The following is an 18,103-nucleotide window of genomic DNA, read 5'->3' as shown; positions in this document are numbered from 1 at the left end:
AGCCCCCCGGGGATGGGCCAGGCTGGCGGGATGACGATCGCCTCGTACTGCCTCAGCCTGTTGAGCCAGCGCTCCCCGCAGACACTGGAGGAGCTGACGGACGCCTGCGTCGCCGCCGGGGTCACGCGGTCCCGAACCCCGCTCACGTCGGTGAGGCAGGCCCTGGCCGGCCACGGCGACGTGGCTCCGGAACTCCCCGGCGGCCGCTACGCCTACTCGCGGCACCTGCTCGACGGGCGGTGGTTCACGACCCGGTGCCACGACGGGCGCCGCCTGAGCCCCTCCTTCGACCTGCGCCTGCTGCAGCGGCTGCTCGCCGCGCGGTCGACTCCGCTGGTGAGCGGAGGCGACGCCATCGCCGCTGCGAGCGCCGACGGCTGGGCGGGCCCCGCCGGCTGGCTCCCCGAAGCAGGCGAGCTCGTCGGCGTCCGTCTCCGCGGCGACCACCTCGAGGTGCGACGGGTCGACCTGGACGCACGTGCCGGTGCCCGGGGTGCGGACCTGGCCGAACGACTACGCGTCCGCGCCAGCCGGCACTGTTGGTGGCCGGCGAGCGGCGTGGGCGATGAGGGCGGGGTCTGGGACGCCGTGCTCCAGCTGCTGGCCGAGGATGACGACGTCCTGCGGGACCCGGTCCCGCCGCTGGCCGACCTGCTTCCTGACATGGCGCACCGACCGGAGGCACAGGTCCGGCTCGGTCACCCGGTGACGCTGCGGCTGCCCGAGCTGTTGCAGAAGCGGCTGACGCGACTGGCGACCGAGGAGGACACGCCGCTCGGTCGCTGGCTCACCGACAGGTTGGAGGAGGTCGCGAGCGAGCCGGAGACTGCGTGCCGCCGGTACGGCCGCCGCTGGAGCCGGGACGGCTCCTGGGATGACCGCGCCTGGGAGAATGACCGTCGCTGGGACGACGGCCCCTGGGCTGACGTCGTCCCGTTGGGCGGCCCCTACCGCGAGGAGTGGTGACGCCCGCACAGGAGCGGCTCTTCAGCGCCGCGCGTGCCAGACTGATCAACGTGGTCCTGGACGACGACGAGCGGCAGGCGGCAGCCGTGGCTGAACTGAGGGCGGCCGGCGCCAGGTTCGCGTTCGTCCACGGCAGCCGGGCCCGCGGAGACCACCGGCCAGACTCCGACCTGGACGTCGCCGCCTGGTGGGGATCCGGGGCCCCGGCATCCTTCGAGGTGCTGCTGCCCCCCGGTGTTGACCTCCTCGTGCTCGACACGGCGCCCCTCGAGCTGGCCGGCCGCGTCGCGGTCGAGGGCGTGCTGCTGTTCGACGACGACCCTCCCGCTCGCGTCCGCTGGGTCGCCACGACACGGAAGATCTACTTCGACGAGCTGCCCCGCATCCGGCGTGCCCACCAGGAGTTCGCGGAGAGCCAGCGCCGTGGTTGACGAGACGCGCGTCCTCCGCCTGCTGCGATCGGTGACGGCCGACATCTCCTTCCTTGAGTCGGAGGCCTCCACCGACGCCCAGCGGCGCTCTCCATGGGCACGGGGCCACCGGCACAACCCGTTGTCCGACCCGGCACCTGGTGTCGTTCCCATCAGTGGTGGACGCCCCTCGGCCGAGGCGATGGAGCAGCCCTCTCACGAGGTTCGCTGACGTTCTGGCGGTCACCGACGGCGTGTCGCGCACGGTCCCACAGCCGAAACGTCAGCGAACCCGGCGTCGCGTCGCCCGCACCGCCACGATCAGGACGTCAGCGACGTGACGGATGACGACGACCGCGACGACCAGCTTGAAACCGTCCCCACCTGGACCTCTCGAACCCCGCGACAGCGTGCGTGGTCGGCTGCGCGCGGACGCACCAGCGAGCGAACTCCTCGTCGACTGATCCGACGGTGCTCACCCTGTTCGCACTGGCACTCCCCGTGATCGCGGCCGCGCTGATCACGTCAATCGAGGCTCGGGTCCGGGGACGGGCTCTGGTGCGGTCGCGACTCGTTACCTGGCGGAAGCACAAAGGTGCCATCCCCGGAAACGCGGTTGGGATGGCATGTCGCGGACCTGTTCCCCAGGAGAAGGAGGCCTTCCGTGTCCTCGATCTCGACGATGTCAGCCACGGATGCCGACGAACTCGCCGGTCTCCTCGGCGTCGGTCTGCGCCGGCGCGCGTTGCTACGTGCGACCGTAGGTGCCGCCGCGATCGGTGGTCTGGCAACCGGCGCGGGCGCCTTCGCTTCTCCTGCGCAGGCCAGCGGTCCGCGCAGTGGGAAGAACTTCCACGTCCTCCAGCCTGGTACCGGGAAGCGGCCTGGCCTCTACATACCGGCGAAGGCGCAGGAGGTCTCATGGGGGTTTCTGCCGAACAGGTCCAGCGAACCTGTCGCGGTCGTGGGCTCGGGCGCCGTGATCACTATGGACACGGTTAGCCACGAGGGGATCTTGGAGGATCAGGGGCAGGACCCCCGGGAGTTCTTCGCCAGCTACGGTGTGGCCGAGCGGCAGGTGCTCGAGGATGCCGTGGACGTCGCCGCCAACTCGATCCATGCCGGTCCGGGGCCGCACGTGGTCACCGGTCCTGTCTACGTCCGCGACGCCGAGCCCGGTGACGTGCTGAAGGTCGACGTACTCCGGGTCGCGCTGCGCGTGCCTTACGGCGTCATCTCGAACAGGGAAGGCAAAGGCGCTCTCCCCGGTGAGTATCCCGAGGCGTTCCGTGACGTCCCCGAGTACGCCCCGTATCTGAACCAGGGCGGCAACGTCAGTGTCTTCGCCTCCGTCGACAAGGGCCGAGGGGTCCTGCCCGGCGAGGTGCCGGTGGGCTTTGAGCTGGCCCCGTTCATGGGCGTGATGGGCGTCGCCCGCGACACCACTGCCCAGGTGGACTCTGTGCCACCCACGGATGCGGGAGGCAACATCGACATCAAGGACCTGACCGTGGGGTCGACGCTCTACCTGCCCGTGCAAGTTCCAGGAGCCCTGTTCTTCAGCGGCGACCCGCACATGGTCCAGGGCAACGGCGAAGTTGCCCTTACGGCCATGGAGGGCTCCTTGCGAACCACCTTCCGGCTGACGTTGATCAAGGCTGGCAGCGGCGAGGCACCCTCCGTAGCGTTCGACTACCCCTTCGCGGAGACCCCCGACCATTGGATCCCCATCGGCCTCAGTGATCCCGATGGGCCGGAGAACGGAGGCAACGCGACCAGCCTTGACATCGCCATGAAGACCGCGGTCCGGCACGCCCTGTCGTTCCTCACCGATGACGTGGGGATGGCCGGCCCGGTCGCCTACGCCTACCTCTCCGCGGCCGCCGACTTCGCATGCTCCCAGGTGGTGGATCGAACTACGGGGATCCACTGCCTGATCCGCAAAGCGGACCTCGGCTGAATGTTCAGTCCTGACCCCGCGGGCAGGCTGGGTGCTCTCCATCGGCTGTTCGGCCGTTCCTCGCACACGCTTCTCGCCAGTGGGCGCGCCTCTGGGGCATCCTGACCACACGACGAGGGAGGCGCGAATGGCACGGTTTCCATTCGGTTCTGAGGCCGGCAGATGTGGGTCCAGGCGAGTGCCGGCGGCCGAGGTCATGGTCATCGGCGTCTACCCGTCTGCCTTGCATGTCCGCTGGCAACCGCACGGATCCAGCGGCGTACGCGCTCTCGCCGTCGCACCGGAGCCCTGGCCGTTCTGGGACGGCGGCGACGCAGCGGACCGAGTAGCCCAGTGGAAAACTGACCTGCCGTGGCTCGACACCTGGGGCACGGCCACGAACCCTGGTCCCGTCAACGGCTCCTCGGGCCGACGCGTGCGTGACGAGGTTCTCGGGCCCCTCGGCATCTCCATCGACGACGTCTGGACCACCGACGTCCTCCCGTACTTCTTCGTCCACCGGGGCGCTGGGAGCCAGGGGGACGCGATGACGAAGCGCTACGACCCGTGGGCAGCCGGGAACGGCCTGCCCGCCCATGACCTCCCGTACCGGCCGTCCCCCTCCGCGCTCGTCACGAGGGCGATCGCTGAGGAGGGCGAGCGCCTGGCCGACGAAATCCGGTCCAGCTCATGCCACTACGTCGTGACACTCGGCAATGAGGCTCTGCAGGTCATTCACCATCTGGCCGACGAACACGACCTTCCGCAACGACTACACCCGGACGACACCTACGGGCGCACCTATCAAGCATCCGTGCTCGGCAGACACGTCACCGTGCTGCCGTTGGTTCACCCCGGGCAGCGGAGCGCTACCTGGCGGGCCGTGCACGAGGCGTGGACGGCGAACGCCGGCCAGCTCATCCATGGGTGAGCTGCGGTACGCGGAGAAGTGACTGACCGTGGCGAAGGCACATCACCCGATACTCCCGGCGAGGTCCTCCTCGAGGAGGTCCTGCAGCCGCTGGGCATCACGCAGTACCGCCTCGCCCAGGCCACCGGACTCCCCCAGACCCGAACCAGCGAGATCGTCCGCGGCAAGCGAGCCATCATGGCCGACACGTCGCTGCGCCCGTCCCGGGCGGTCGGTGTCGACGGCCGCTTCTGGATCAGCATCCAGACCGACTACGACCTCAAGGCAGAGCGCGGCCTGCACGGTGACGACATCGGTAACGTGATCCCCTCATCGCGCGATAACCTCATCTCAAGGAACGCGGTCGCGGCTGGCATGTGTGTTGAGACAAGAGGCTATAATTTCACGGGGCCTAACTGAAACGGCACATCGTCAACGTCTACCTTCAAGCGAACCCACAGAATCGTCGGGTCTAGTTCTTGGCGGATGCTCGGTACGTCCTCTGCACGCAACAGCCGCAGTCCCGCCTCCGCCTGAGTGCGGTCCCATCGCAGGCCCCGCGTTGAAGTGACCCAGTCCTCCCCCAGTGTCTCGGCGATCACATCGTAGATCTTCAGGATGAGGTCCATCCTGTCCGCCAGCATTGTTTGCAATTCGTCAACTAGTTCTCCGACACTCGTGCCGGCACTCGTCGCGGTGGTAACGATGCTCGCCACATGAACCACGGCGCCCTCGACGGGGCTGAGTTGCGCCAGATCAAACTCGTGGGCCCGGGAACCGCTTTGAGTGGTCTTGACCTCTAAACGGCTAGCCGGAGCGGCGAAGTCAAATCTGTCGTCGATGTCGACGTGCCAGGCCTCAATAAAACGCGCTGGCGCGGCTGATGACAGGGCGGTCAAGAGCTCGCCCCAGATGCCCAGCACGCTGCCCTTCCCGCCGGTACGCGGCTCAAAGAGCCGGACGACGTGCCGGAGGGCCGCTCGGACGGCGCCCGGCGCAGGCGAGTCGCCAACGAGGTCGACGACGGTGGCCGCGATCCCGCAGAACGCGGGAACGAGATCCTCACCCAGATCCCGCAGCTCCAGGAAGCCAACAAGCTCGTCCGCCGGTGGGTGCCCGGGGCCTTCTACTCGCACGACGGCACGCGCGTGGGCGGTGAGCCGACGCAGGCGCGTCGGTGCACCGACGTGCGCATCGACCTCAGCCGGGGTGAGGAGGACGACAGAGCCGTCACCGCCGCGACCTACGCGAAAACTCGGTCGACCCGGCAGCTGAAGAGCGTTGAAGCCGGTGTCCCCGGGCGGACGTACCCGGTCGAGGACAGCGCGAACATCGCTGGCCGTGGTCATTCTGGTGCCTCGACCAGGGCACCACCGGCAAGATGGTGCGGCACCCAGACCGCTAGGGCGCGGAGGTCGCGTGCCACTACCGGACCGTCCGCGCCGTCGGTCGCGTCCACACTAAAGAGTTGGACTGTCACCCGGTCCTCGGTGTGGAAGGCGGCATCCCCAGGGAATCTGGTGTAGCCCGTATCTCTTGGCCGGCGACCTTCCTGCAGGTTGAGAACCAACCCGTCCGGTGCCGACACGATACGGCGTCTCCTCGATAAGCCTTGACGCATCCACACGACATCTGCCCGCTCGCCAGGGTACTCGTCGAGACCCGCGCCCAGCACAAGTAGAAGCTGATTTAAAACGATCTGATCCTGCGGGTGCGCCGCCCAGGGCTCAAGCAGAACCCCAACCAAGTCGGCTAGGGACGAGGTGGCGATCTGGTGCCGGTGATCCGACCGTTCATCTAGAGGGTGCTCTTGCCAGCGAAGCGCCTCCACAACTCGACTAACTAGGGCACGGTTGTGTCGTTGACCCTGCTCGGTGAGCTGCACGAGTCGCTCGAAGCGCAGCCACTTCTCGGCAGGAACCTTGGAGTGCAGGTGAGGCAGACTGATCACCGACCGTCGGCAAGGCCTGAGCGCCGGGTCCAGCAGCATCCGTCGTTTCCACCCCTTGAGCCCCTGTCCCGCCGACTCTAACTCGGTTAGCTCTTTGCGGAGGTAACGCTCGTGCTCGACGTAGCGAGAAAAGGCGTGCGCAGTGAGGGGGGCTAACCAGGCACGGCAAAACTCCGCGTAGGGGCGCTTGTAGCCGAAAAAACGAGCCCGCTGCTGGATGGTGTCAGCGTTACCTACCCCGGCACCGCGGGGCATGTACGTGACAACGAGCCCCTCCACCGTGAAACCCCGGTCCAACTTATTTCCGCCGACGAGAATCCATGCGGGCGAGACGCCCCATGGAATACCGTCCTCCTCGGGCACCTCGCTGTTCACCACCTGGACGCGCACGCGGGCAATCCAGTGCGGCAACTCATTCAGCACCTGTTCCAACGTGACGACGGGTGCATTACTGGTTGAAAGCCTTCGCCATGCCGGCTCCAGGAACCCCTCGACCAGGTCGTCGCGGTCGGGCCCGCCCAGTTGGAGAGTCTCCTGCCATGCGTCAAGAATTCCGCTGATCCAGGCTCGGTAGCGCTGGTGCATGTCCTTGGCGTGGGAGGGGTGGACGAGCATGGCAAGCTGCCGCTTACCCTGCTGTGAGACAACAGCGACAAGGAAAGTCGCCAAGGCGTCCAGCAGCGAGTCTGGAGGCTCGTGGTTCTCCGGGTCGACTGCCGCCTGAGCCTCCGACTCAGGTATGGTCTGAAGGAACGTCGCCCGATGCTCAACGAAAAAGTACTCACCACCGGTGTACTCGTCGCCGGGGTCGAGAACGCGGACAAAATCTGGAGAAAGTGTGTCAGCCAGGTTCAGGAGCAGCGGCGCCTGTGGCGTCGCCGTGTACATGAGATACGTGTGCCGCGGCACGGCGGCGCGAAGCCGCATGATCGCGCCGTAGGTGGCACTAGGGTCTTCCGCGTCGCGGGTGTTCAGGCCGGCCTGGTCAGCTTCATCATCGATGACGAGGACTGGGGTGTGCGAACCCAGCACTCCCTCCTTGCTCATCTCGTTCAAGACAGCCGTGACGGCGTCCAGGCGCGTCTTGTTCTTCATAGCAGTGATGACAACGGTCTGCCGGAACGGCAGAGGCAGCGCCGGGTCATTTGCGCTCTGAACTGCTTTAGCGATGGCCTCGGCACCCTGGTTCCCGACCTTGGGATTGTCTACGAACAGCCATGGAGACATGCCGCCCGCGCGCTCGACCTTGAGGTCCCTCCGAAGCCGCTTGGACGTCTGCCTGTGGAGGTTGGTCTTCGTTCCGGCGAGCAAGATCACCAACGGAAAGCCGTTATCACGGGCGAGCGCTGTGACTGCGGTGAACGACAATGTCTTGCCGCTCTGCACATACCCGACGACGAGGCCGGTCCGCTGCTCGGCACCCCGGTCCCGTAGAGGAGGCAGGCAGGAGGACAGGATTGCGACTGACTGGTCCTCGACCCGCAAGCGAGACACATCATCTAACCCGCTGTCGGCGAGCAGACGTGCCGTCTCCTCGCCCACCACGGGGGACCACAAGGTCCCGGACGCCGGGATCTCCCGTACCAGTTGCACGTGCTCGATCACTTGTGTCCCCGTCTCCTTGTCAAGTCCTCAGGGCAACGCTAGGACGGTTGGACCGCCAGAACGCGGACCATGGCGTTCACGGCTTGGGTGACATAGTTTGGAAACCTGGCTCCGCGCGACCGGGCTACTTCCTGCGCGAGTCCCACGGCGACAGCCACCCGCCACACTGGTTCCAGGTCTTGAGACGGCATTTCACAGAAAGCACGCATGAACGGGTGCGCTTGGTTCACCGTGATCCTGACCAACGGCGTGGGACCGTCGTCGGCGCGTTGCACGGTCAGCCAGTCCCGGATCGCAGGCTGCTCGACGAGCTCTAGATCAGCACGCCAGCTCTCCCCGTCGTGGGCAATTTCAAACCGACGGTCAACAGGTGTAGCAGCCTCGCGAGTAACGTCAGCCGTCAGGTAGGAAGGCGCGGTGGCCTCCTCCACGTTCTTACCGTCGTCGTCAGCTGTCCAGAGCGCGCCGAGGTCACCGGCGTTGCGAAGAAGTTGGCCTGTTCGGTTGACGACTTCCAGCAGCCGGTCCCTAGGCACGTCCTGCGGCTTACGGGCGCGATAGTTTCGGGCCTGCGTCAGGATCGGAAGCGGCTCACTCTCCAACTCTTCCTTAAGTTGAAGGATGACGTCCTCCTCCTCGTCAAACCAAACGAGGCTGTCCTTGGTATACGTGACGTCGAAGTCGCTCATGTCGAGTTCACCAAAAACGCGTTGGGACTCGAACGAGTTCTGGGACGCGAAGATTTCCACGGGCTTGTAGAGGTCATCCCCAGCGCCGCTGATTACTTTCCCACGGTAGAGCAGTGCTAGCCCCGCCTCTCGGCCCTTACCCGACTCGCGTATAGCTACCCAGCCCGTAACTCGTCGGCCAGAGTCGAGGCGCAAGTGGACATCCTTCTTCCAAGTTCTCGGCTCACCCTCTTGGTCCCGCCAGTCAGGAGCGACCAGGATCGGCTGCTCTGTGTACTCAAGGGGGTCACCGTTGTACGTAATCATAACGCGGCCGTCGCGGAGGAACGTACGATAGATCGACGTCAGGTGATCCTTGATCTTAGCGATTGTTCGTCCGCGTGGGGTGCGGTGCAGGTCCCAGAGTCGAAGCTCAGTCCAGTGCTCCGCTGCAGCGACGGCACCCTCATCAACCTCCAGTTCTTCCATGCCGGCATCCAGGATGGCGGGGACGTCGAACTCCACCGACCGCTCGACAGGGTCGCCGAGAGCCGTCGTCCGCAGTGACCACCGTCGGGCGAACCAGCAAGCGGCTGCCTTCATGCCGATCCCGAACTGTGATAAACCGGTCGCGTCGCTAGGAGGCTCCGCCACCTGAAACGCTCGGCCCCAGTCCTTGGCCTCGATACCGGCAGCATTGTCCCTGACAGTGATCAACCCGCCGTCCGCCGGATCGACACTGATGTGGATCTGAAGCTGGAAGTCCGGTCCGTCGGCCTCCTGCAGGGCCAGGCGGTTGCTGATCCAGCTCTGCAGGCTGTTGTCCACCAGCTCACCTAGCGCATACCACTCTCGGTAGCGCATGTGAGGGAAGAGCCCGAGCATGCGGACCCCAGGGCGGATGCTGACGTTCTGACTCACGGTGTACCTCTCGAGCTCCTCGTTGACCGTACCCATCTTGCCGCATGTCGTGCCACAGAGGCCGGAGCGCCATGCGGTGCCGTAGCCCCTTGCTGTCGGCGGCTCCCCTACAGTTGGAGGTGTCGTTGGCCGACACTGCTTAGAGTTAGAGCGGGGGAGCACAGTGACAGCACTCGGGTTGACTGGTTCGCCCTCCACCCACCTCGTCGCCGGCTCGAGCCCGGTCACCCTTGACCAGCTGCTCGACGAGGCCAACCTGTCGTCGTCAGCGCGGTCTCTGGCTCTCTCCATGCTGCTGCCCCCGCCGGACGCAACGGTGGCCGGGGATGCGCGGACGGCCCGAGAAGCGGCGGACTACCTCGACCTCGATCCCTCAGAAGCGCGCGCACTGTGGCGGAGGGTGCAGCTGAGTATGGACAAGGTCGCCGCTCGATTCCGCTGGCAGGACAATGTAGCGAAAACTATGGCGGCGCTTGAAGGCGTGGCTACCCTCCGTGAGCTTGCGCAGCACATCCACGATCATCGAGTTGCCAGGGACGCGGTGTATGCGCTGACTCGATGCACGGTGGAGACAGCACCCGCGGAGCTTCTAGACTGGAGGCGTATCAGTCGACAGGTGGTCATCGCACTTCCGGGACATCAAGGCTCAACGGAGGAGTTGATTGAACAGGTCCGCGAGCTTGCTCACATCACCAGGAACCATCTGAGCACGGTCGGAATCCTTACTCCAGACCGTCTGGATAGGGCAACCGAACTGTTCCGCCTCCCGTCGATTGCTCAACTGACTGAGCACCGCAGGTCCACTCTTGCCGCTCATCTTGTGCCGGAAGCAACTGTTAACCGTCGCGGCGACGTGTATGCCGTCGGTCTTCATCCCGAGACCGCCCTGCAGCACGTGAGAACCGGGCTGGAATCCGTTCAGCAGGTGAGCCTTGAGTTTCTTCGGCGACGAGTTCGGGCTCGCTTTCCCGAGGCCAAGCCTTTGCCTGACCGTCCTCAGCTGGACGATCTAGTGCTTGAGGTTCTGGGAAGGCGCTGGGACAACGGCGTGTACGTGGTCGGCGAACCTGACCCCCGCCCTCCCCTACGTGTGAGCGTCCTGACGGAACAGCCGGCAGAGGTTCAAGGCGCACGGACCACCCCCCGGCGGGGATTTACCGAGACCACTGGCCCAGTGCGCCGTCCCGCGCCGCATCAGCCCGCTTCGAAAAAGCAAGTCCGCCGGACAGGAAAACTCAGTCGTCGGGAAGACACCAAAGCACTGACTTCGTCCGTGGAGCCATCGGAGAGATTCAGCGCGGGGCCGGCACGCGAGCAAACGGAAACGACGGACGTTGGTGACGAACCCGTCCCACAGTTAAACGCAACGGTACTGACCACGGACCCCATCAAAGACTACCTCAAGAAGATCGGGAGAGTGGCCCTGCTCAACGCCGAGCAGGAGGTCAGCCTCGCCAAGCGCATCGAGGCCGGTCTACTTGCCCAGGAGCAGTTGATGTCGGGCGCGCGAATAGAGGGCACGCTTCGGCGTGAGCTAGAATGGATCGCGCAAGATGGACGTCGCGCCAAGGACCATTTAATCGAGGCAAACCTGCGGCTCGTCGTCTCCGTGGCCAAGCGGTACACAGGCCGGGGGGTGGAGTTTCTGGACCTGGTTCAGGAGGGCAATCTCGGCCTTATCCGTGCAGTTGAGAAGTTCGACGCGGAGAAGGGGTTCAAGTTCTCCACGTACGCCACTTGGTGGATCCGCCAGTCCATCACCCGAGCTCTGGCCGACCAGGCCCGAACCATCCGCATACCCGTCCACATGGTGGAGATCATCAACACGGTCACCGCTGCTGCACGCTCATACAGCAACCTGCACGGACGGACCGCCACGGCGACCGACCTAGCGCCGGCCCTCGGGATGACCGAAGAACGGATTGAAGAAATCATGGGCTATGCTCGGTCGCCACTTTCGCTCAACATGCACGTACGCGTTGACCACTGCTGCGGAGCGACGACTAGCTACTACGAGGACGGGTCGTGGTGGGACGAGCTGGCTGCCGTCATTGTGGACCCTGACGCGTTACTACCTGACGACAGCGCCGAGCGCTGGGCCGTGGTCAACGGAATACAGCGTCTGCTTGAGAACCTAGATTACCGGCAGGCTGGCATACTCCGCTATCGCTTCGGGATAGACGGCGAGCCACACACACTCGACGAGATCGGCAAGATCTATGGCGTGACCCGTGAGCGGATCCGTCAGTTGGAAAGCAAGGCACTCGGGGAACTGCGCGAAGCAGCGCGAGTGAGAGGCATGTTCGACTTCGTGCCGCACGTTCCTCGGCAGCACAACAGCGACAATTTGGATGGCTCTGATGCGGCGCTCCAGTGAACCAGCACGTGTGAGGCCCGCTTCGCAAGTCAGCGCCCGTTACTCGGCGCTCAGAAGAGAGCACACTGGTCCAGAGCTTGCGCTTCGCCGAGAACTTCACCGACGCGGACTCCGCTACCGAGTCCAGCAAAGGATCGAGGGCCTGCCGCGACGCAAAGTAGACATTGTATTCAGCCGTGCTCGCCTCATCGTGCTGGTCGATGGCTGCTTCTGGCATGGCTGCGAACAGCATGGAAGCACGCCTCGGACCAACACAGACTGGTGGGCATGGAAGATTCAACGGACACAAGAACGAGATGCCGACACGAATCGCCGTCTGGCGGAGCTAGGCTGGTCAGTCCTCAGGGTCTGGGAACACGAGCTTCCCGTCGGCGCGGCTGATAGAGTCCAGGAACAGTTGTGCGCCTTATTGGGAGTGCGGCCGTAGCACCGGCGCAAGTGGCGCGGTCTCCGCCGCGGTCACTAGCTCAACACCCCCTGGCTGATCCAGCAGGTCGTCCTTGTCCCGCAGGAGATGCTGAACCAGCACGTAGTATGCGGCGCCGACGTGGACTGCGTTGCCCAGCTGCTTGTATGTCAAGCCAACGGGCTGGCCGCCGAAGTCGAACCAGTCTGGGAAACCCTGTAGCCGGGCGGCTTCCCGCGGCGTCATCTTGCGGAGACGTGGGCCGACAACGGGTGTCTGAGCGATAGCAACCAGAGCCGGCGCGTAGGTCGGCTTTTTGGCACGAATCCCGGAGGGCCGGAAGTGAAGAAGACACGCCCGAAGATCTCGAACGGCGTCCTGCGCCTGCCACTCGAGCTTCTGACGGCTGGGGGGAAAAGAGCGCACCTCGGGATTAGCTCGCAACCAGCCGCGAATAGCCTGACGGTTTTCGCGGTAGAAGTTGATATTCTTTCTCTCGATGGCCTGTTTCCACAGTGGAGCGGCCTCATCCACAACAGCATCGTCGTGCCAGTAAAAGCTCCACAGCGGAAATCCGGGCAGTTGCACGTGCTGCGTACGAGCGAGGAAGTCGTTCCACACGGCCACCCACTCCTGCTCTGTCTCACTCAGAGAGTAAGTGTCTCGGGCAAGGATCTCGTGCTCCTCTTGCAGCACGTGCCGCTCGAGATCCCATTTGTGCGGATCCCAACCATCTACGGGCCGTCGCTGCACCACCGGATCCACATCTGTCTCTGTCAGGGCGCGCTTTGTGCCGACATAGGTGCCGAGAATGTAGACTCGGTCACGGACCTGCGGGGACCCGCCGCGATCTGGGTGCAACAGGTGAGGACTAAAGACGCACGGCTGCTGCGGCACCCGGTACCCGGCATGACGCAGTCCGTCCAGTACGGCCTCCCACACCGTTCGCTGCCTCGGACCAGCAATGTTCCGAACATTTTCCAGCACCACCACGGGAGGTTTTCGCGCCTCCAAAATGCGAAGAATCTCGTTGAAAAGCCGTCCCCGAAGTTCGGCCATGCCCAGTTGCCGGCCCGATTTGCTGAAGGGCTGGCAGGGGAACCCTCCCGCCAGGACCTGGTGCTCAGGAACCCGGGCCTCGGCGTCCTCGGCCAACGCAGTGACGTCACCGTGAGGCACGACCCCCCAGTTCCGGGCGTACACGGAGGCCGGGTATGGGTCGATCTCCGAGGCAAGCAGGGCTCGCCCACCTAGCGCGGTCAGGGCAGCATGGAACCCTCCGATGCCAGCGAAGAGGTCAACGAAGCCGAAGGACACGTTCAGAAACTAGCGGTAGTGGCCGACAGTCCACCGGAGACACACCGCGCCAAGTCCACCACCAGGGAGGGAGCCCCGTGGCGTTCATCACTCAGTTCTTCCCCCTACCATCGGACGGAGGTGGACGACGCCACAGCGAGTGCGCGTGCGGCTGGAAGGTCGTCGAGCGAGACGGCGTCAGAGTCGTGCAGCTCGACACCTACGGAAGCCACGACCGGCAGGACCGAGGCACCGTGAGCCAGTCGCTTCAGATGGACGAGGAACGCGCAAGGGAACTCGTACAGATCCTCAGGAACGCCTTTCCAGCGCTGTGACCAATATCAGCCAAGGTCAGGCCTCACGCAGTTCCATCAGCCGCGCCGCCAGATCCTCCGACACCGGAGCCTTCCTGCTGGTGTCGTAGTCAAAAGTGACGATCACCGACTCGCCGTCTGCGGCGACCGCCCCGTGCTGGTGACTCACGATCCGGTGCCGCATGACGAACCGGTCGTCGCCGACGTCCCCGATCTGCGCGCCGACGGTCACGGTGTCGGGGTGGGTCAGCGGGATCCGGAACCGGCAGCTGGCCGAGTGCAGGATCGGTCCGACGCCGCGTGTCTGCTCGATCGAGCCCAGGCCGAGCACGTCGAAGCACTCGATCCGCGCGGTCTCGAAGTAGCGGAAGTAGACGGTGTTGTTCACGTGGCCCATGGCGTCCATGTCGCCCCAGGCCACGGGGATCTCCACCCTCACGGGGTAGCCGGCGAGCAGCTCGTTGATCCGGTCGTGGTCAGTCACCGGCCCAGGCTAGCGATCCGAGATGCCAGCGTGTCGACGTCCAGTCCTGTGTCGTCCCCGCGTCCCACTCATCCCGCGAAGCACTCATCCCGCCAGGTGACTCCACGCCGGCGCGAGCTCGTGCCAGGGACCGGTGGCTGCCACCTCTCCGTCGACGAGGACGACGACCCGGTCGGCCTGGGCCAGGGCTGCCCGCTTGGCCGTGGCCCCGATCACCGTCGTCCCCCGTTCCCGCAGCGCGGCCCACAACTCGATCTCGGTGCTGGCGTCCAGGGCGCTGGAGACGTCGTCGGCCAGGAGCAGCTCGGTGTCGGCGGCGAGCGCCCGCGCGAGGGCGAGCCGCTGGACCTGCCCGCCGGAGAGCCGGACGCCGCGGTGCCCGACGACGGCGTCCTTCCCACCGGCGTCCTCGATGTCACGTCCGAGCCGGGCGGCGGAGACCGGGTCCTCGAAGGTTCGCCGGTGACCCAGCAGCACGTTGTCGGAGAAGCTGCCGGACAGCACCCGCGGCACCTGGGCGACGTGGGCGACCTGCGCGGGCCGAAGGAACGCCTGGGGGTCGGTGACCGGCCGGCCGTTCCAGAGCAGGACGCCGGTGTGCTCGATCAGCCCGGCAAGCGCCGACAGCAGGCTGGACTTGCCGGCGCCGACCTGCCCGACGAGCAGCACGAGCTCGCCGGCCTCCACGGTGAGGTTCACGCTGCTGACGCCGATCGTGCCGTCGTCGTGGATCGCCGAGAAGCCGCGCAACTCGAGGCGCTCCAACGGAACCCGCCGGACCGGCTCCGGCGCCGGGGCCGCCCCGGTGACGAGGTCGACGTCCGGGGGGAGGTCCATCAGGTCGGCCCCGCCGGCGAACCGGCTGGTCTCCTTCTGCCATGCCCGGGTCCCGGGCGCCTCGGTGACCACCATCCCGGCGACCCGACCGAACCAGTCGAACCCGCCGACCGCGTTGGCCACGAGCAGGGCGACCGCAAGGCTCCAGCCGTCCAGGAAGTAGATCCCCCACGCCGCGACGACACCGCTCTGCACCATCACCGTGGGCACGCCGTCCAGGAACGCCTGCACCCGGTGCTCCGTGACCGCGGCGTCGACCCGGCCGGAGTCCACGCGGCGCAGGTGGGCATGCAGCTCGGGGACGGCGGCAGCCAGCTTGACGGTCCGCACCGAGTCGAGCCCGGAGACGAGGGCGCGCCCGAACCTGGCCCGGGCCCCGGACGCCGCGGCCGCCGACCGACCGGCGATGGGCCGGCCGAGCGTCGAGGCGAGCGCCGAGGCGACCATCACGGCGAGCAGCACCGCGCCGGCCACCCAGGTGCCGGCGAGCACCGCGGTGACGCCGGCGATGACCAGCCCGTTGAGGAAGTCGATCCACCGGTCGGCGTACCGGGTGTAGCGGTCGGCGTCCATCGAGCGGGCGACGACCTCGCCGGGCGGCGTGCGGGCCAGCCGGCGCTGCCCCGTCTGGCCGTAGAGCACCGCCATCCGGGCCCGGAGCAGGACCTCCACCCACCACCGGGGGTAGCGCCAGAAGGCGTTGGCCAGCATGAGCGGGGCGGCGAGCAGGCTCACCGCGACCGCGCCGGTCAGCCACCACGGGTCCCCGCCGGCCTGGAGGGTCTCCACGGTCCGGCCCCACAGGAGCCCGGTGACGGCGCCCTGCGCTCCGGTGAGGGCGGCGAGCAGGAACAGGAGCGCCCCGAGCAGCCCCCACACCGGACGCACCACGAGCGCGTGCGCGATGCCGCGCGCCAGCGAGGGACCCGTGCCGGCGTCCTCGATCTCCGGCGGCGGACCGGACCGGCGGCGCCCCCCGACGCCGTCGTGGTCCGCCGCGGAGAGCTCGGCCGCGGAGAACTCGGCCTGGGAGAACTCGGCATCGGAAGGCTCGGCGGTGGAGAGCTCGGCCGCGACCTGCCCCTTGGCGTCGATGCCGTCCGCGGCGGTGGGGTCGTGGCCGTGGTCGCTGCGGCTGGCCGTCAGCAGGTCGCGGAACGGCCCGGGGGTCACGGCGAGCTCGGTGCGGGGGCCCTGCTGAACGATGCGCCCGCGGTCCAGGACGGCGACCAGCGGGGCCCGCTCGATGGTGGACAGCCGGTGGGCGACGAGGATCCCGGTCCGGGCCGTGAGCAGTCGGCCGGCGGCGGCCACCACGCGGCGCTCGGTGAGCGGGTCCATCCGGGCGGTGGCCTCGTCGAGCACGACCACCCGGACGTCGCGGACCAGCAGGCGCGCGAACGCGACCAGCTGCTCCTCCCCCGCCGACAGCGACGTCCCCCCGGGTCCGAGGAGCGTCTCGAGACCGTCCGGGAGACCGGCGACCCAGCCGGCCAGCCCGAGTTCCGCCACCGCCGCCTCGACCCGGTCGCGCGGGACGTCGGCGAACAGGGTGATGTTCTCGGCGAGGGTGCCCGCGAGGATCTCCGTGCGCTGCGTGACCACGCCGACCGAACGCCGAAGGAGCTGGAGGTCCAGGTCCCGGACATCGACGCCGCCGAGGAGCACCGCGCCGCGCGGTGGCTCCATCGCCCGGGACACGAGGGCGGCCAGGGTCGACTTGCCGGAGCCGGTGCGGCCGACCAGGGCGACCGTCTGACCGGCGGGGACGTGCAGGTCGATACCCCGCAGGGCGAACGTCCCCTCGGCGTAGGAGAAGTCGAGACCCCGTAGTTCCAGGTCGACCGGCCCGTCGGGGACTGGCCGACCACCCTCCGGCTCGGGGACGACGCCCAGCATCTGCCGCAGTCGGATGACGGCCCCGAGGCCGGCCTGCAGGTCCGGCAGGTGGTTGGCGACCATCGCGATCTGGCCGACGAACGAGGAGGTGACGAGGAAGAGGGTCACCACCTCGGCGACCGAGAGGGCGCCGCTGGAGGTGAGCGCCACCCCGGCGACCGCGACGCCCGCCAGCAGAGCGTGGAGCAGGACGCCGGCGCGCCGGGCCAGGCGGCTCTCGACGTCGACGACCGAGCGGAACTTCGCGTGGACGTCGGCGGAGAGCCGGGCCAGGCGGCGCAGGACGTAGGCCTGGCCGAGGCTGGTGCGCAGGTCGTCGCGGCCGGCGATGCCCTCCTCGAGGACGGCGGCGTGGTCGGTCCACGCCATCTCCTCGACGACCTTGCGGCGCGAGATCTCCCCGAGCAGCGACCGGACGGCGAACCAGGTGACGGCCGCGAGCACCGGGAACAGGATGAAGGACGGCCACCAGGTGACGCCGGCGACCACCCACATCGGCAGGGCGCCGAAGACGGTGCGGGCGAGCATCCAGAACTGCCACCGGACGAGGTTGCCGACCTCGTGGCTGTCGTCGTCGATCCGGTCGAGGATCTCGCCGACCGCCTGCTCGCTGAGCGCGGGCAGCGGCTGGCGCAGCGCCGCCTGGAGCAGGTCCTCACGCAGCCGGCCCTCGGCGCGGTCCGAGCAGCCGACCCAGGCGATCTTGCCGGCGGTGTCGATGACGGCGGCGCCGACGAGACAGACGGCGAGCAGCCAGACCAGGGCCCGGGTCGGGTTCTCGGCGAGCTGCCCGGCCACGACGGTGCCGAGCGTCATCCCGACCGCTCCTACCGCGGACGCGGTTAGGGCGGCCGCCGCGACGGCGGTCTTCAGCCGCCGCCAGTCGATCCGGCGGGACGGGTCGACGTCCGGAGGGGCCGCCCGCCGCTGGTCCGGGGTGGCGGCCTCCGCCGTGATCGCAGCCATGGTGAGGTCACGCTATGCGGAGGAGGGGACGTCTTTCGCCTGGTTTTTCTGCCGGCGAAGGCCCGCCAAGGGCTGTCCGGACCGGCGAGCGGGCGGCGAGGGCCGCGGCCGCGCTCTCCTTCCGTCAACGCTGCTGCGGGTACCCGATCGCTGA

14 protein-coding genes are annotated in these 18,103 nt (G+C 67.1%); 8 read left to right on the top strand and 6 right to left on the bottom strand.

The window, feature by feature from the left end; all coding sequences use genetic code 11:
* Nucleotides 1-30: 30 nt before the first annotated feature.
* The 5 genes from ACFP6A_RS09915 (at nucleotide 31) to ACFP6A_RS09895 (ending at nucleotide 4,645) form a co-directional block, all read left to right on the top strand.
* Complete coding sequence (locus ACFP6A_RS09915; protein ID WP_379603352.1) at nucleotides 31-966, top strand: hypothetical protein; 936 nt, start codon at nucleotides 31-33, stop codon at nucleotides 964-966.
* Entirely contained in the window at nucleotides 963-1,397 is a 435-nt protein-coding gene (locus ACFP6A_RS09910) for a nucleotidyltransferase domain-containing protein (protein ID WP_379603351.1), read from the top strand. The genes ACFP6A_RS09915 and ACFP6A_RS09910 overlap by 4 nt, the downstream gene beginning before the upstream one ends.
* A gap of 661 nt (nucleotides 1,398-2,058) precedes the next feature.
* A complete protein-coding gene (locus ACFP6A_RS09905; RefSeq protein WP_379603495.1) occupies nucleotides 2,059-3,336 on the top strand; it encodes an acetamidase/formamidase family protein in 1,278 nt (425 codons plus the stop codon).
* Nucleotides 3,337-3,514: 178 nt separating this feature from the next.
* On the top strand, nucleotides 3,515-4,246 hold the full coding sequence (locus ACFP6A_RS09900; protein ID WP_379603350.1) for a hypothetical protein: 732 nt from the start codon (nucleotides 3,515-3,517) through the stop codon (nucleotides 4,244-4,246).
* Between the two features lie 18 nt (nucleotides 4,247-4,264).
* Entirely contained in the window at nucleotides 4,265-4,645 is a 381-nt protein-coding gene (locus ACFP6A_RS09895; protein WP_379603349.1) for a HigA family addiction module antitoxin, read from the top strand.
* On the opposite strand, the gene ACFP6A_RS09890 is transcribed toward ACFP6A_RS09895, so the two are convergent.
* The 3 genes from ACFP6A_RS09890 to ACFP6A_RS09880 are packed head-to-tail and all read right to left on the bottom strand — an operon-like array spanning nucleotide 4,621 to nucleotide 9,406.
* Entirely contained in the window at nucleotides 4,621-5,574 is a 954-nt protein-coding gene (locus ACFP6A_RS09890; RefSeq protein WP_379603348.1) for a PD-(D/E)XK motif protein, read from the bottom strand. The two genes, ACFP6A_RS09895 and ACFP6A_RS09890, sit on opposite strands and share 25 nt — an antisense overlap.
* The gene (locus ACFP6A_RS09885; RefSeq protein WP_379603347.1) at nucleotides 5,571-7,781 is read right to left on the bottom strand and encodes a Z1 domain-containing protein; all 2,211 of its coding nucleotides are present in this window, start codon (nucleotides 7,779-7,781) and stop codon (nucleotides 5,571-5,573) included. Before ACFP6A_RS09885 ends, ACFP6A_RS09890 begins: the two co-directional genes overlap by 4 nt.
* Before the next feature lie 38 nt (nucleotides 7,782-7,819).
* A complete protein-coding gene (locus ACFP6A_RS09880) occupies nucleotides 7,820-9,406 on the bottom strand; it encodes an ATP-binding protein (RefSeq protein WP_379603346.1) in 1,587 nt (528 codons plus the stop codon).
* A 127-nt stretch (nucleotides 9,407-9,533) separates the two neighbouring features.
* Here ACFP6A_RS09880 and ACFP6A_RS09875 point away from each other — a divergent pair, with 127 nt between their 5' ends.
* Nucleotides 9,534-11,747 (top strand): RNA polymerase sigma factor, encoded by a 2,214-nt coding sequence (locus ACFP6A_RS09875; protein ID WP_379603345.1) that lies wholly within the window; start codon nucleotides 9,534-9,536, stop codon nucleotides 11,745-11,747.
* Nucleotides 11,722-12,174: a very short patch repair endonuclease gene (locus ACFP6A_RS09870; protein WP_379603344.1), complete on the top strand. Its 453-nt coding sequence runs from the start codon at nucleotides 11,722-11,724 to the stop codon at nucleotides 12,172-12,174. The genes ACFP6A_RS09875 and ACFP6A_RS09870 overlap by 26 nt, the downstream gene beginning before the upstream one ends.
* Here ACFP6A_RS09870 and dcm read toward each other — a convergent pair.
* Nucleotides 12,154-13,470: a DNA (cytosine-5-)-methyltransferase gene (dcm, locus tag ACFP6A_RS09865; RefSeq protein ID WP_379603343.1), complete on the bottom strand. Its 1,317-nt coding sequence runs from the start codon at nucleotides 13,468-13,470 to the stop codon at nucleotides 12,154-12,156. The genes ACFP6A_RS09870 and dcm overlap by 21 nt on opposite strands.
* Nucleotides 13,471-13,547: 77 nt before the next feature.
* Here dcm and ACFP6A_RS09860 point away from each other — a divergent pair, with 77 nt between their 5' ends.
* Nucleotides 13,548-13,784 carry a hypothetical protein gene (locus tag ACFP6A_RS09860; RefSeq protein ID WP_379603342.1) on the top strand — a complete coding sequence of 79 codons (237 nt, stop codon included), beginning with the start codon at nucleotides 13,548-13,550 and terminating at the stop codon, nucleotides 13,782-13,784.
* Between the two features lie 16 nt (nucleotides 13,785-13,800).
* Here the strand turns inward: ACFP6A_RS09860 and ACFP6A_RS09855 are convergent, their stop codons facing one another.
* Nucleotides 13,801-14,247 (bottom strand): acyl-CoA thioesterase, encoded by a 447-nt coding sequence (locus ACFP6A_RS09855; RefSeq protein ID WP_379603341.1) that lies wholly within the window; start codon nucleotides 14,245-14,247, stop codon nucleotides 13,801-13,803.
* Between the two features lie 84 nt (nucleotides 14,248-14,331).
* Nucleotides 14,332-17,949: an ATP-binding cassette domain-containing protein gene (locus tag ACFP6A_RS09850; protein WP_379603340.1), complete on the bottom strand. Its 3,618-nt coding sequence runs from the start codon at nucleotides 17,947-17,949 to the stop codon at nucleotides 14,332-14,334.
* Nucleotides 17,950-18,103: the final 154 nt, after the last annotated feature.

The organism is Quadrisphaera sp. GCM10027208, assembly GCF_042658805.1.
Lineage (GTDB): Bacteria > Actinomycetota > Actinomycetes > Actinomycetales > SCSIO-59966 > SCSIO-59966.
The sequence above is the reverse complement of the archived record's forward strand: the minus strand, read 5'-3'. Positions and strand labels throughout refer to the sequence as shown.